Annotated in this window: 14 protein-coding genes and 1 riboswitch; of the genes, 12 read left to right on the top strand and 2 right to left on the bottom strand. The window is 74.3% G+C overall.

From position 1 onward, the window contains the following. The first annotated feature begins 80 nt into the window (after positions 1–80). From STBA_RS32450 to STBA_RS32460, 3 genes are all read left to right on the top strand, one after another. On the top strand, positions 81–1,520 hold the full coding sequence (locus STBA_RS32450) for a GuaB1 family IMP dehydrogenase-related protein (protein ID WP_077062590.1): 1,440 nt from the start codon (positions 81–83) through the stop codon (positions 1,518–1,520). A gap of 51 nt (positions 1,521–1,571) precedes the next feature. Further along, the gene (locus STBA_RS32455; protein ID WP_077062591.1) at positions 1,572–2,264 is read left to right on the top strand and encodes a class I SAM-dependent methyltransferase; all 693 of its coding nucleotides are present in this window, start codon (positions 1,572–1,574) and stop codon (positions 2,262–2,264) included. 270 nt (positions 2,265–2,534) lie between these two features. Continuing rightward, on the top strand, positions 2,535–2,993 hold the full coding sequence (locus STBA_RS32460; protein WP_077062592.1) for a phospholipase: 459 nt from the start codon (positions 2,535–2,537) through the stop codon (positions 2,991–2,993). Between the two features lie 56 nt (positions 2,994–3,049). Here STBA_RS32460 and STBA_RS32465 read toward each other — a convergent pair whose 3' ends face one another. Continuing rightward, a complete protein-coding gene (locus tag STBA_RS32465; RefSeq protein WP_077062593.1) occupies positions 3,050–4,297 on the bottom strand; it encodes an MFS transporter in 1,248 nt (415 codons plus the stop codon). A gap of 113 nt (positions 4,298–4,410) precedes the next feature. Here STBA_RS32465 and STBA_RS32470 point away from each other — a divergent pair, with 113 nt between their 5' ends. The 9 genes from STBA_RS32470 to STBA_RS32510 all read left to right on the top strand — a co-directional run bounded on the left by STBA_RS32470 (position 4,411) and on the right by STBA_RS32510 (position 12,027). Then, a complete protein-coding gene (locus STBA_RS32470) occupies positions 4,411–5,610 on the top strand; it encodes an ROK family transcriptional regulator (protein WP_077062594.1) in 1,200 nt (399 codons plus the stop codon). A gap of 123 nt (positions 5,611–5,733) precedes the next feature. Beyond that, positions 5,734–5,864: riboswitch (FMN riboswitch) on the top strand. 183 nt (positions 5,865–6,047) lie between these two features. Continuing rightward, positions 6,048–7,127, top strand: a complete 1,080-nt coding sequence (gene ribD / locus STBA_RS32475; protein WP_077062595.1) for a bifunctional diaminohydroxyphosphoribosylaminopyrimidine deaminase/5-amino-6-(5-phosphoribosylamino)uracil reductase RibD — start codon at positions 6,048–6,050, stop codon at positions 7,125–7,127. After that, positions 7,128–7,748, top strand: a complete 621-nt coding sequence (locus STBA_RS32480; protein WP_077062596.1) for a riboflavin synthase — start codon at positions 7,128–7,130, stop codon at positions 7,746–7,748. Then, positions 7,745–8,401 carry a nicotinamide mononucleotide transporter family protein gene (locus STBA_RS32485; protein ID WP_077062597.1) on the top strand — a complete coding sequence of 219 codons (657 nt, stop codon included), beginning with the start codon at positions 7,745–7,747 and terminating at the stop codon, positions 8,399–8,401. Before STBA_RS32480 ends, STBA_RS32485 begins: the two co-directional genes overlap by 4 nt. Beyond that, positions 8,398–9,696 carry a bifunctional 3,4-dihydroxy-2-butanone-4-phosphate synthase/GTP cyclohydrolase II gene (locus STBA_RS32490; protein WP_077062598.1) on the top strand — a complete coding sequence of 433 codons (1,299 nt, stop codon included), beginning with the start codon at positions 8,398–8,400 and terminating at the stop codon, positions 9,694–9,696. The genes STBA_RS32485 and STBA_RS32490 overlap by 4 nt, the downstream gene beginning before the upstream one ends. A gap of 140 nt (positions 9,697–9,836) precedes the next feature. Beyond that, positions 9,837–10,322, top strand: a complete 486-nt coding sequence (ribH, locus tag STBA_RS32495; protein WP_077062599.1) for a 6,7-dimethyl-8-ribityllumazine synthase — start codon at positions 9,837–9,839, stop codon at positions 10,320–10,322. A 33-nt stretch (positions 10,323–10,355) separates the two neighbouring features. Continuing rightward, a complete protein-coding gene (locus tag STBA_RS32500; protein WP_077062600.1) occupies positions 10,356–10,628 on the top strand; it encodes a phosphoribosyl-ATP diphosphatase in 273 nt (90 codons plus the stop codon). Between the two features lie 80 nt (positions 10,629–10,708). After that, positions 10,709–11,557 (top strand): ATP phosphoribosyltransferase, encoded by an 849-nt coding sequence (gene hisG, locus STBA_RS32505; RefSeq protein ID WP_077062601.1) that lies wholly within the window; start codon positions 10,709–10,711, stop codon positions 11,555–11,557. Beyond that, complete coding sequence (locus STBA_RS32510; RefSeq protein WP_077062602.1) at positions 11,554–12,027, top strand: PH domain-containing protein; 474 nt, start codon at positions 11,554–11,556, stop codon at positions 12,025–12,027. The genes hisG and STBA_RS32510 overlap by 4 nt, the downstream gene beginning before the upstream one ends. Before the next feature lie 26 nt (positions 12,028–12,053). Here the strand turns inward: STBA_RS32510 and STBA_RS32515 are convergent, their stop codons facing one another. Then, positions 12,054–13,940 (bottom strand): AAA family ATPase, encoded by a 1,887-nt coding sequence (locus tag STBA_RS32515; RefSeq protein ID WP_077063762.1) that lies wholly within the window; start codon positions 13,938–13,940, stop codon positions 12,054–12,056. Between the last annotated feature and the right edge of the window lie 3 nt (positions 13,941–13,943).

Here is a 13,943-nt window from a genome sequence, read left to right on the forward strand (position 1 = left end):
GGGGATCGGAGATAATGACACAGGAGCCGCAGCTCCCCACCGGCCGAATCCGTACCGCAGCAGGTGAGAGAGCGAGCGACATGAGGTTCCTCAACGATTCCGCGCCGTCCTACGATCTGACGTACGACGACGTTTTCATGGTCCCCAACCGTTCGGCGGTCGGCTCCCGTCTGGGCGTGGACCTTGCCGCTCCCGACGGGACGGGCACCACCATTCCCCTCGTCGTGGCCAACATGACCGCGGTCGCGGGCCGCCGGATGGCCGAGACGGTCGCCCGCCGGGGCGCCCTCGCGGTGATCCCGCAGGACATTCCGCTCGACGTCGTCACCGAGGTCATCGGCTGGGTGAAGCGCCGCCACCTGGTGCTGGACACCCCGATCGTCCTCGCCCCGACCCAGACCGTCGCCGACGCCCTCGCGCTGCTGCCGAAGCGTGCGCACGGCGCCGGGGTGGTGGTCTCCGCGGAACGTCCGGTCGGCATCGTCACGGAGGCGGACCTGACGGGAGTGGACCGGTTCACGCAGGTGGGCGAGGTGATGTCCCGCGATCTGCTGGTGCTCGACGCGACGCAGGACCCGCGGGAGGCGTTCACCGCCCTGGACTCCGCCCACCGCAAGATTGCGCCCGCGGTCGATCGGGGCGGCCGCCTCGTCGGCATACTCAGCCGCAAGGGCGCGCTGCGCGCCACGCTGTACACGCCCGCCACGGACGACCGCGGGCAGCTGCGGATCGCGGCGGCGGTCGGGGTCAACGGCGATGTGGCGGGCCGCGCGAAGGCGCTGCTCGAAGCCGGGGTCGACACCCTGGTGGTGGACACGGCCCACGGCCACCAGGAGTCGATGCTCGCCACCGTCCGCGCGGTCCGCGGCCTCGATCCGCAGGTGCCCGTCGTCGCGGGCAACGTGGTCTCCGCCGCGGGCACCCGCGACCTCATCGAGGCCGGGGCCGACATCGTGAAGGTGGGCGTCGGACCCGGCGCCATGTGCACCACCCGCATGATGACCGGGGTCGGCCGTCCCCAGTTCTCCGCGGTGCTCGAATGCGCCGCCGAGGCACGGAAGTTCGGCAAGCACGTGTGGGCCGACGGGGGTGTGCGGCACCCCAGGGACGTGGCCATGGCGCTGGCCGCCGGCGCGTCGAACGTGATGATCGGCTCGTGGTTCGCCGGGACCTTCGAGTCACCGGGCGACCTCCAGCAGGCCGCCGACGGCCGCCTGTACAAGGAGAGTTTCGGCATGGCCTCGGCGCGGGCCGTGCGGAACAGGACCAGCGAGGAGTCGGCCTACGACCGGGCCCGCAAGGGCCTGTTCGAGGAGGGGATCTCGACCTCCAGGATGTTTCTCGACCCGGCGCGGCCAGGGGTGGAGGACCTGATCGACTCGATTGTGGCCGGGGTCAGGTCTGCCTGCACCTACGCGGGGGCGGCGACGCTGGAGGAGTTCACCGAGCGGGCGGTGGTCGGTGTGCAGAGCGCCGCCGGATACGCGGAGGGCCAGCCGCTGCACGCCAGTTGGCTGTGATCCGGAGCGGGGGCTGTCGGCCGCGGCCCGCGGTGTGCTGTCCTGCTCGGTATGACTGCACACACCCGTGAGGGATACCGGGGAACGGGCCCGGGCGCCATCACCCCGGACGGCTGCGCCGTGGAGCGCTACCTGAGGCTCCCGGTCGGCCGGGAGCCCGACGTCGTGGCCTCGGCCGTGCCGCCGGGCTCCTCCGTTCTCGAACTGGGCTGCGGCGTGGGGCGGTTGACGCATCCGCTGCTGGCACGCGGTTTCGCCGTCACGGCCGTCGACGAGTCACCGGAGATGCTGGCGCACGTCCGCGGCGCGCGCACGGTGTGCGCGCCGGCCGAGTCGCTCGACCTGGGCGGGGAACGGTTCGACGTGGTGCTGCTCGGCTCGTTCCTGGTGCACAGCGGCGATCCCGAGGTGCGCCGGGGGCTGCTGCGCACCTGCCGCGGCCATGTCGCGGACGGCGGCTGCGTTCTCATCGAACGGGAGGGGGCGGACTGGCACGAGCGGGTGCCGCGGGAGTCGCGGACCGCGGACGGCGGTCTCGTCCGGGTCGCCGCCGCCGACCCGGTGGGGCCCGACACGTCCTCGATACGGGTCGAGTACGAGTTCCCCGACGTGGCGTGGACGCAGACGTTCCTGTCCTACCGGTACCGCGGTGACGCCTTCGCCCACGCGCTGGCCGGGGCCGGGCTCGCCGTCGATGCGGTCCTGACCGAGGACGGCACCTGGGTGCGGGCGCGCCCGGTGTGAGATCCCCCGCGCGCTCCCGCCAGCCCGCGCCCGGGGCGGGTGCCCATGCGCCGTCTGCGGGGCCCGTGCTGCCCGGCCCCGCCCGGCTGCGCGGCGCCGCAGGTCGGCGGGGGTGTGACGCGCATTGCGCCGGGCGCGGGCCTTTCGTTGGCCGGTCTGTCAACTCGCGTAAATGTGCATAGGGTTGAGTATTTCATTACCGAGTCGTAACTTCATCTTCCGGTCCCCACACGGCCGTTCACCAGGCCGTCCGAATCCCGGAGGATGCGCATGCGCACCCGTCATCGGCTCGCCACCGCTCTGTCCACCGCCGCTCTCGCCGTCGGCACGGTCGCCACCTCGGCCGTGCCGGCCGTCGCCGCGCCGGCCGACAAGCCCCAGGTGCTGTCCAGTTGGACCCAGACCGGGGGGAACAGCTACAACTCCTGGCTGTCCGCGCGCAACAACCAGGGCGGCTGGTCGGAGTACGACTTCGACTGGAGCACCGACCTGTGCTCGTGGTCGCCGGACAACCCGTTCGGTTTTCCGTTCGATCTGTCGTGCGCGCGGCATGACTTCGGGTACCGCAACTACAAGGACCTCGGCACGTTCGACGCGAACAAGGCGCGGCTGGACAGTGCCTTCTACGCGGACCTCCAGCGGGTCTGCGACGACTACTCGGGAGCGACGGGCTCGGCCTGCGACGCCACCGCATGGACGTACTACCAGGCGGTCCGCAACCTCGGCTGACCGCCGTGCCCGGCGGGGCCGCCGCCCCGCCGGGCCGCCCGGCCCGGCCGCCCGGCTCAGGACGGCGGTTCGCCGGAGCCGCGCGCCGGCGCACCGCCCGCGGCGGTCGTCGCGTCCCGTGCCACCGGCCCGCCGCGCCGGGGCGCGCCGAGCACGCCGGCCGCGATCACGAGCACCGAGGCGGCGGCCGTCACCAGGCCGAAGGACACCTGGAGCGAGAAGACCTCCCCGACCGTGCCGACGAGTGTGGGCGCGATGAGCCCCGTCGTGTAGGTGACGGTGGCGACGCCCGCTATCGCCTGGCCCGGATGGGCGCTGGAGCGCCCCGCCGCCGCGAAGGCCAGCGGGACGACCACCGCGATGCCCACCCCGAGCAGCGCGAACCCGGCGATGCCCTGCGCCGGCACCCGGGCCGTCACCACCAGGACGCCGCCGAGGACGGCGAGCAGGCCGCTGATCCGCACCGTCCGGACCGGCCCGAAGCGCATGACCACGGCGTCTCCCGCCAGCCTGGCCGCGGCCATCGTGCAGGCGAACGCGGTGAAGCTGGCGGCGCCGACCGCCTCCGAGGCCCCCGTGATGTCCTGGAGGTACACGCCCGACCAGTCCATGCTGGCGCCCTCGGCCAGGATCGCGCACATGCCGACGGCGCCGATCAGCAGCGCGGAACGCGGCGGCAGAGCGAAGCGCGGCGGCGGGTCGTCGGCCGGTTCTGGCCGCACGTCGAGCAGACCGCGGCAGGCCAGGGGCACCGCCGCGACCAGGGCGAGGCCGACCAGGGTCAGGTGCGCCCGCGCGTCGAGGCCGAGGGAGACGGCGCCCACCCCGACGGCCGAGCCCGCGAGGGCGCCCGCGCTCCACAAGCCGTGCAGCCCGGACATGATCGACCGGCCGTGGAGACGTTCGACGTCCACGCCCTGCGCGTTCATGGCGACGTCCGCCATGCCCGCGGTGGCGCCGAAGGCGAACAGCGCCGCGCACAGCACCGGGATGCCCGGCGCGAACGCGGGGAGCACGAGCGCCGCGCACCACAGCGCGAGCAGCGCGCGCACCGCGGCGAGCGCCCCGTGCCGGTGCATCAGCCGGCTCGCCAGCGGCATGGCGAGGGAGGCGCCGATGGCGGGGAAGGCCAGTGCGAGGCCGAGTTCCGCCGTGCTGAGGTCCAGGTGGTCCTTCAGCCAGGGGATGCGGGTGGCGAAGCTGCCGCTGACGGTGCCGTGGAGGGCGAAGACGATGCCGACCGACCGCCGGGCCCGGCGGACGCGGCTCCGGTCGTCGTCGGTGGCATTGTGCTGCTGCGTCATGGGTGGTGGGGCGCCCTTCGTGAGCGGGGGACGGGTGCCGTGACGAGGCCGAATGAGGCCGCGGCTAAACTATCAGGAAGCCTTACTGATAAAAAGTCTGCGAGGATGCCCGCATGATCCGAGCGCGCACCGCGTCGCCCCGCACGGCGCGGGCCATCAACGACCGCATCGCCCTCGAACTCCTTGTTGAGCGGGGACCGTTGACAGCGGCACGGCTGCGGGACCTCACCGGCCTCTCGCGGCCGAGCGTCGCCGACCTCCTGGGCCGCCTCGGCCGGGACGGGCTCGTCGCCGTCGTCGGCGAGGCGGGGGAGGAGCGCCGGGGCCCCAACGCCCGGCTGTACGGACTCGTCGGCGACCGCGCGCACGTCGCCGCCCTCGACGTCCGCACCCACGGCGTCTCCCTCGTACTCGCCGATCTGGCCGGGCAGATCGTCGGCCGCGCCGCCCACCCCGTGCCCGCCGGAGCGCGCGCCGAGGCGCGCGAGGCGGTGAACGGCGTGCTGGGCACTCTGGAGCACACCATGCGCACCGCCGGCGTGCCCGCCGTGCACACGGCGGTGCTCGGCGCCCCCGGCCTCGCCGACCCGGCCACCGGTGCCCTGCTGCCCGTCACCTCGCTGCCCGGCTGGCACGGCGACCTGCTCACCGCCCTGCGGCGCCGCCTGGCCGCCCCGGTACTCCTGGAGAACGAGGTCAACCTCGCCGGTCTCGCCGAGCACCGCGCCGGAGCCGTCCGCGACCGCGACACGTTCGTCCTGCTGTGGCTCGGCCACGGCACCGGCGCCGCCGTCGTACTCGACGGCGCCCTGCGCCGCGGCGCCTCGGGCGGCGCGGGGGAGCTCGGCTTCCTGCCGGTACCCGGCACCGGGGGCCTGCCCTCGGCCACCGACTGCGACGGCGGCTTCCACACCCTGGCCGCCAGCGCCGCCGTCTGTGCCCTGGCCAGACGGCACGGCCTGCCCGCCGCGGACGCCGACGACGCCACCGCTGCGGAGGAGGCCGTCCGCGCCGCCGGCGCCGCCGACGCGGGCCCGAGCGCCGCGTTCCTCGACGAGCTGGCCGACCGGGTCGCCGTCGGCACCGCCGGGGTGGTGGCGGTGCTCGACCCCGGCTGCGTGGTGCTCGGCGGCGAGGTCGGCCGCGCCGGGGGCGCCGCGCTGGCCGGCCGCGTCGAGCGGCGGCTGCGGACCCTCTCACCCCTCGTCACCGAGGTCCGCGCCGCCACGGTCACCGGCAGCCCCGTCCTCAGCGGGGCGCTGGCCACCGCCCTGGACACCGCGCGCCGCGAACTCTTCGGCACCGAACGCTGATCCGTCCCTTCCCGCGCCGTGCGGCCCGAGTGGCGGGGGACCTGACATTCTCGCTGTGAGCCGGCCCACAGCCACAGGTGGCCGTCGGGCGGCCGTGGCACACTGGTACCCGTACCAGTGACGTAGCGCACTCCGGGGTCGGTGAAATTCCGAACCGGCGGTTATAGTCCGCGACCCGGCCGCTTCCAGCGGCCGGTTGACCAGGTGGAATTCCTGGGCCGACGGTTAAAGTCCGGATGGGAGGCAGTGCGCGGCGGAGCGGGACCGGCAGGCCCCGCGCGCCGGTTCGTCCCCGTGGGGGCGGCCGGTTGCCAGGCCCGCCGTCTCCTTGCGTCCGTCTGTCTCTTCGAGCCCCGGAGCCGTGCCTGATCCAGGCAGGAGGACCGGTGGCCGCCCCACCCGCAGCCCGCCCAGGCGGCACGCCCGAGGCAGCGGCGATGCGCCGCGCCATCGAGCTGTCCGCGCGTGGCCTCGGCAGCACGAGTCCCAACCCGGTCGTCGGCTGTGTCGTGCTCGGCCCGGACGGCCGGACCGCGGGCGAGGGCTGGCACCGGCAAGCCGGCGGCCCGCACGCCGAGGTGCACGCGCTGGCCGCCGCCGGAGCCGCGGCCCGCGGCGGCACCGCCGTGGTCACCCTGGAGCCCTGCAACCACACCGGCCGTACCGGGCCCTGCGCCCGCGCCCTCGTCGACGCCGGAATCGCCCGCGTCGTCTACGCCGTCGCCGACCCCAACCCGCTCGCCGGGGGCGGTGCCGGGACCCTCCGCGCCGCGGGCGTCGAGGTGGCGGCCGGCCTGCTCGCCGGGGAGGCCGCCGCCGTCAACGCCGCCTGGCTCACCTCCGTACGCCGCGGGCGCCCGCACGTCCGCTGGAAGTACGCCGCCACGCTGGACGGCCGCGTCGCCGCCGCGGACGGCACCAGCCGCTGGATCACCTCCCCGGCCGCCCGGGCCGACGTCCACCGGCTGCGCGCCGAGTCCGACGCGGTGCTCGTCGGCTCCGGCACGGCCCGCGCCGACGACCCGCACCTGGCCGTGCGCGGCGTCCCCGCCGCCCGGCCGCCGCTGCGCGTCGTGGCGGACACCGAGGCCGCCGCCGTCCGGCCGGGCGCCCGCGTGCTCGACGACGCGGCGCCCACCCTGATCGCCGTCGCCGACGACCTCCCGGCCGAGCGGACCGCGCGCCTGGGGGCCGACGTGGTCCGGCTGCCCCGCGCCGCCGGCGGGCGCGGCCTCGACGTCGCCGCGCTGCTCGCGGCCCTGCACGCGCGCGAGGTGCGGTCGGTCCTGCTGGAGGGCGGGCCCACCCTCGCGGGCGCGTTCGCCGCCGCGGGCGCCGTCGACGAGGTCGTGGGCTACCTCGCCCCCGCGCTGCTCGGCGCGGGGCCGCACGTTCTGGCGAACGCCGGAATCACCACCGTCGCGGAGGCGTTGCGCCTTCGCATCACCGACCTGGTCCGCATCGGCCCCGACGTGCGGATCACTGCCGTTCCCGGCTGCCTCCCCGAGGAGTTGTGAGTGTTCACCGGAATCATCGAAGAACTGGGCGAAATCGTCACCGTCGAGCGCACCGGCGACTCCGCGCGCCTGCGCCTGCGGGGCGCCGTCGTCACGGAGGACGCCGGGCACGGCGACTCCATCGCCGTCAACGGTGCCTGCCTGACGGTCGTGGAGACCGGGGAGGGCGAGTTCACGGCCGACGTCATGGCGGAGACCCTGCACCGCTCCAACCTGGCCCTGCTCGGGCCGGGCGATCGCGTCAACCTCGAACGGCCCACCCCCGTGGGCGGGCGCCTCGGCGGCCACATCGTCCAGGGCCACGTGGACGGCACGGCCACGGTCCTCGGCCGCACCCCCGGCGACCACTGGGAGTCCGTCACCTTCTCGCTGCCCGAGGCCCTGTCCCGCTACGTCGTGGAGAAGGGATCCATCACCGTGGACGGGGTCAGCCTCACCGTGGTCGAGGCCGCGGAGGACCGTTTCTCCGTCGGCCTCATCCCCACCACGCTCGACCTGACCACGCTGGGGTTCCGGCAGCCGGGCGACATGGTGAACCTGGAGGTCGACGTCCTGGCCAAGTACGTGGAACGGCTGCTCGCCCACCAGGAGCGCACACCTGACCGGGTGAGCATCCGATGAGCCTCGTGGACCAGCTGAACGCCACGGCCTTCTCCGCGTTCGGCCAGGACGTCATGTGGTCCGACATGACGGGAAACCTGGCGGGGCTCGCGGCCCTCGCCCTGGGCTGGCGCCGCTCCATCTTCACCTGGCCCGTCCAGCTGCTCTCGGGCCTCATACTCGTCGCCGCTTACACCGCCGCCCAGCTCGGCGGCGGCGTGGGCAAGCAACTCCTGGTCGTCACCGTCGCCCTGTGGGGCTGGCGGCAGTGGCAGCTGGGCCGCAGGCAGTCGGGCGACGGCCAGATCGTCGTCCGCTTCGCCACCTGGCCCGAGCGCGCCGTGCTGGCGATCGGCACCGTGGTCGGCACCCTCGTCGTCGGCGGGCTGTTCTCCGCCTTCCCCGACCTGTCGTGGAACCCCTGGCCGGACGCCTACATCTTCGTCGGCACGCTGGCCGCCATGTTCGCCCAGGCCCGCGGCCTGGTCGAGTTCTGGTTCGCCTGGCTGCTGGTGGACGTCGTCGGCGTGCCGCTCGCCTTCAGCAGCGGACTCCCGTTCTCCGGCCTCGTCTACGTCGTCTACCTCTTCCTCGTCCTGTGGGGCCTGCGCGACTGGTGGCGGCGCTCCCGCACCGCCGATCCGCGGCCCGTCCCGGAAGGAGCCACCACGTGACCGTCACGGACCGCACCGCCCCCGCGCTCGGCGGCCAGCCGCCCCTCGACCCGGTCGCCCGCGCCGTCCAGGACTTCGCCCAGGGGCGCCCGGTCGTGGTCGTGGACAGCGCCGACCGCGAGAACGAGGGCGACCTCATCGTCGCCGCCGAGCTGATCACCCCCGAGGTCGTCGCGTTCATGATGAGCGAGTGCCGCGGGATGATCTGCGTGCCCATGGCGCCCGACGACCTTGACCGGCTCGACCTGCCGCAGATGGTCGAGAAGAACACCGAGTCGATGGCCACCGCGTTCACCGTGTCCGTCGACGCGACGGCCGCGCACGGCGTCACCACCGGCATCTCCGCGGCCGACCGCGCCGCCACCATCAGGCTCCTCGCCGACCCCGCCGCCGCCCCGTCCGACTTCGCCAGGCCCGGGCACGTCTTCCCGCTGCGGGCCCGCACCGGCGGTGTCCTGGTGCGTCCCGGCCACACCGAGGCCGGGGTCGACCTCGCCGCGCTCGCCGGTCTGCGCCCCGCGGCCGTGGTCGTGGAGATCGCCGCCGAGGACGGCACCATGCTGCGCCTGCCCGCGCTGCGCTCGTTCGCCCGCAAGCACGGCCTCGCGATCATCTCCATCGAGGACCTCATCGCGTACCGCAGGACCACGGGCGAGGAGGCCGCCCCCGCCGTGCGGCGCGAGGCCGACATCGCGCTGCCCACCGTTCACGGCGACTTCCGCGCCTACGGCTACCGTTCCACCGCCGACGGCGTCGAGCACATCGCCCTCGTGGCCGGCGACCTCGGCGACGGGGAGGACGTGCTGGTCCGCGTCCACTCCGAATGCCTCACCGGCGACGTCTTCGGCTCCCGCAGATGCGACTGCGGGCCGCAACTGCGCGCCTCCCTGGACCGGATCAGGACCGAGGGGCGCGGCGTGGTGCTCTACCTGCGCGGACACGAGGGGCGCGGCATCGGACTGCTGTCCAAGCTGCGCGCCTACGAGCTTCAGGAGCGCGGACGCGACACCCTGGACGCCAACCTGGAACTCGGCCTGCCCGCCGACGCCCGCGACTACGCCGCCGGTGCGCGCATCCTCGCCGACCTCGGGGTGCGCTCCCTGCGGCTGATGACCAACAACCCGGAGAAGACCGCCGCGCTCCTCCGGCACGGCCTGCGGATCAACGGCCGCGAGCCGATGCCGGCCCCCGCGAGCGAGCACAATCTGCGCTACCTGCGCACCAAGCGGGACCGCATGGGGCACGACCTGCCGTGGCTCGACCCCGCCCCGGCCCACGCCTGCGGCAACCAGTGACCGGCCGCGGCGGCCGGCGGCCCGCGAGGCGCCGGCCGCCGCGGCGAAGCCAGGAAGCGGTCCCGAAGCAGCACCGAAGCAGCACCGAAGAAGCGCCGGTGGAGCACCGGCGAGACCGACGAGATCGAGGAGACCGACGAGTGAGTGGCAACGGCGCCCCCGAGCTGACCGTGACCGATTCCGCCGACCTGCGCGTCGCTGTGGTCGCCGCCCAGTGGCACACCACGGTGATGGACGGCCTGGTGGCAGGGGCCCTGCGCGCCCTGGACGAGTTGGGCGTGCCCGAGCACACCCTGGTGCGCGTGCCGGGCAGCTTCGAACTGCCCGTCGCCGCCCGGGTCCTGGCGACGCGCGGCTATGACGCGGTCGTCGCGCTCGGCGTCGTCATCCGCGGTGGCACCCCGCACTTCGACTACGTCTGCCAGGGGGTCACCCAGGGCCTGACCCAGGTCGGCGTGGACACCGGTGTGCCCATCGGCTTCGGCGTGCTGACCTGCGACACCGAGGAGCAGGCGCGCGACCGGGCGGGGCTGGCCGGCTCCGCCGAGGACAAGGGCCACGAGGCGGTGTCCGCCGCCGTCGCCACCGCGGCCGTGCTGCGGGCCGTCCCCGAACCCCGGGGGTGAGCCGCGGGACGCAGGCCGTAGGGTAAGAGGACCATGGCCAACAAGACATTCGACGAGCTCTTTGCCGAGCTCACGCAGAAGGCCGCCACGGGCGACCCGTCCACCTCCAGGACCGCCGAGCTGGTGGCCCAAGGTGTCCATGCCATCGGCAAGAAGGTCGTCGAGGAGGCCGCGGAGGTGTGGATGGCCGCCGAGCACGAGGGCGCCGACCGCACCGCCGAGGAGATCTCCCAGCTGCTCTACCACCTCCAGGTGATGATGGTGGCCAGGGGCGTCACCCTCGAAGACGTATACGCTCATCTCTGAGCCGGCCCGGCCCCGCCGCCGCCCGTGTTCACGCCCGCACATCCGCACATCCGCACCCGCCGAGAAGGAAGCCTTCCGCCATGCTGCGCATCGCCGTTCCCAACAAGGGTTCACTGTCCGAGCCTGCGGCGGCGATGCTCCATGAGGCGGGCTACCGGCAGCGCAAGGACCGCCGCGAGCTGGTGCTGATCGACGCCGACAACCAGGTGGAGTTCTTCTACCTGCGCCCCCGCGACATCGCCGTCTACGTCGGCTCGGGCCGCCTGGACATCGGCATCACCGGGCGCGACCTGCTGCTCGACTCCGGGGCCAAGGCCGAGGAGATCATGCGCCTGGGCTTCGCGGCCTCCACCCTGCGCTACGCCACACGCCCCGGCACCGTCACCGAGGTCGGGGAGTTCGGCGGCCTCACGGTGGCCACCTCCTTCGCGGGCGTCGTGGCCAGACACCTCGCGGACCACGGCGTCGAGGCATCCGTCGTGCACCTGGACGGCGCGGTCGAGACCGCCATCCAGCTCGGGGTCGCCGAGGTCATCGCCGACGTCGTCGAGACCGGCACCACCCTGCGCAACGCGGGGCTCGAAATCATCGGCGCCCCCATCCTCGAATCCGAGGCCGTTGTCATCCGCCGCCCCGGCGACACCTCGCAGGAGACCAAGGTGCAGCAGTTCCTGCGGCGGCTCCAAGGCGTCCTGGTCGCCCGCAGATACGTGATGATGGACTACGACATCAGTGCGGAGCTGGTCGACAAGGCGGTGGCGCTGACCCCGGGTCTCGAATCGCCCACCGTGTCCCCGCTGCACGACAAGGGCTGGGTCGCGGTCCGTTCCATGGTTCCCGTCGAGGATGCCCAGCGCATCATGGACGAGCTGTACGACCTCGGCGCCCGCGCGATCCTGACCACCGGCATCCACGCCGCCCGGCTGTGAGCGCGCCCGCCGTCCGCCCGCCGGACCTGCCCGTCACGTTCCGCCCGGTCCTCACCCGGATCGTGCTGCTGACCACCGGCGGCATCGTCTTCGGCGTGCTGACCCTCATCGCGGCGCTGCTGCCCGCCGGCGGCGCGGTGAGCTGGGCCCTGGGCGAACGTATGGCCGTCGCCGCCTCGGGCCTGCTGATATGGGGCGTGCTGTGCCTGCTGAGCCGCCCGCGGCTGGCGGCCGACCGGGACGGGGTGACCGTCGTCAACCTGACCACCAAGCGCCGCCTGGCCTGGGCGGAGATCGTGCGGGTCACCCTGCGTCCCGGTGACCCGTGGGTCACGCTCGACCTCGCCGACGGCACCGTGCAGCCCGTCATGGCCATCCAGCCGGGCGTCTCCAGGAAGCGGGCGCTGACCGACGCGCGGGCCCTCCGTTCCCTCGCCGAAACGTTCGGCACCGCTCACACCACCTCCTGACCGGCCGGCCGCCGGGGGCCGGCGGCTCAGAGCACGGGGGGCAGCCCGTCCTCCTCCTCGGTCCGCGGGCCGCCCCGGCCGGACAGCACCTCGCCGTAGGCCTGCATCAGGTCGGGCAGCCGCAGCGTCGACAGCTCCTGGCGGGTCGGCGCCGCCGCCGACTCCGAAAGCCGCATGTCCCGGAACGCGCACGACGATTCGTACAGGGTCCGCAGGAAGCGGCCGTTGCCCAGCTCGTCGATCCAGCCCTCCGCGACCACGTGCTCGCCGATGCTGCGCAGCTCCTCCAATGCCTCCGCGTCCCACGCGTCGCCGTGCTCCGCCGCGAGCAGCTCGCCGATCGCGGTCAGCTCCGCCGGCTGGTAGCTGGGGAACTCCACCCGGGCGGAAAAACGGGACCCGAGACCGGGGTTGGCCGCCAGCAGCCGGTCCATGCCCGCCGGGTACCCGGCCAGGATCACCACCAGGTGTTCGCGGCTGTCCTCCGCCCGCTTCAGCAGCACCTGGAGCGCCTCGTCCCCGTACGCGTCGCCCTTGCTGTAGCCGGAGTGCACCAGGCTGTACGCCTCGTCGATGAACAGCACGCCGCCCAGCGCCGAATCGATCAGCCGATTCGCCTTGACGGCCGTCTGCCCCAGGAACTCGCCGACCAGGTCGGCCCGTTGCGCCTCCACCAGCCGGTCGTGCGACAGCACGCCCAGCGCGTGGAAGATCCGGCCGAGGATGCGCGCCACCGTCGTCTTCCCCGTGCCCGAGGGGCCGGAGAACACGAAGTGCCGCTTCGGCGGCTGCACCGGCAGCCCTTGGCCCGAGCGCAGCCTGGCCATGCGCAGCTGCGCCGACATCGCCCGCACCTGCTCCTTCACGGGGCCCAGGCCGACCATCCGGTCCAGCTCCGCCAGCGTCCGCGCCAGCAGCGCGGGATCGGGCTCCGGCGGCAGTCCCCGCGAGGCGGCGGGCGGCAGCCCGTGCCCGGCCGCGGTGCCGGGCACGGACGCGGGCGCCGCGGGCGACGGCAGCCGCCGCCCCTGGTAGCCGAAGCCGAACGGCGCGTCCACCCCGCCGTCCGCGGCCTCCTCCGCCCACGCCTCCTCGTCCCCGTGCAGCGAGGCCGTCATATGCGCGGCCTCCGGGTCCTCCGCCGCCAGCGCGGTCAGCCGCACCGCCGTGTCCATGAACTCGGGGTCCACCCCGTGCACCGCCCGGTACAGCGGGATCGCCGCCGCACTCCGCCCGCTGCCCTCGCGCGCCCGCGCCAGCCAGTACCGCAGCTCCTTGCGTTGCGGCTGCTCGCTGCGGCAGCGCATCAGGGCGGCCGTCAGCAGCGGCTCCGCCTGGTCGTACATCTCCAGCCGCACCCGCGCCATCCCGGCGAAGAGCCCGGCCTCGACGCCGAGCAGCGGATCGCCGGTCAGCGTGGCGGTGAAGCGGTACAGGCCCTCCCAGTCCTTGGAGAGGTAGCAGCGGCAGGCGTGCAGGAAGCGGGCGCAGGGGTCGGACTCGGGCGCGGGGCACTCGGCCAGCGCCCGGTCCAGCTCCGACATGCGCCGCCCGTCCAGCAGGTGCGAGGCGTAGGCGAGCCGCAGGTCGCGGGCGCTCTCCAGCACCGGCTGCACCCACCAGCCCAGCCAGTACCAGGAGCTCAACGGGCGCCCGTGCCGGGCGCGTTGCTCTCCGAAGCGGGCGCGGTGGCGGTACATCTGGGCCAGCGCGGCAGGTACGTCCGTGCGCAACGCGTGCAGTCCCAGCCAGGCGTCCGCCATCCCCGGGTCCTCCCGGACCGCGGCGCGGAACTCCTCCTCCGCCTCGGGGTACGCCGCCGCCGTGTAGGCGTCGACGCCGCGCAGCCAGGCCAGGTCGGCGCCGGTATGCGGGCCCCGTGCATCGGGCGGGCCCTGCGTGCCAGAACTCATGAA

Source organism: Streptomyces sp. MP131-18 (assembly GCF_001984575.1).
In the GTDB taxonomy this organism is placed as follows: Bacteria; Actinomycetota; Actinomycetes; order Streptomycetales; family Streptomycetaceae; genus Streptomyces; species Streptomyces johnsoniae.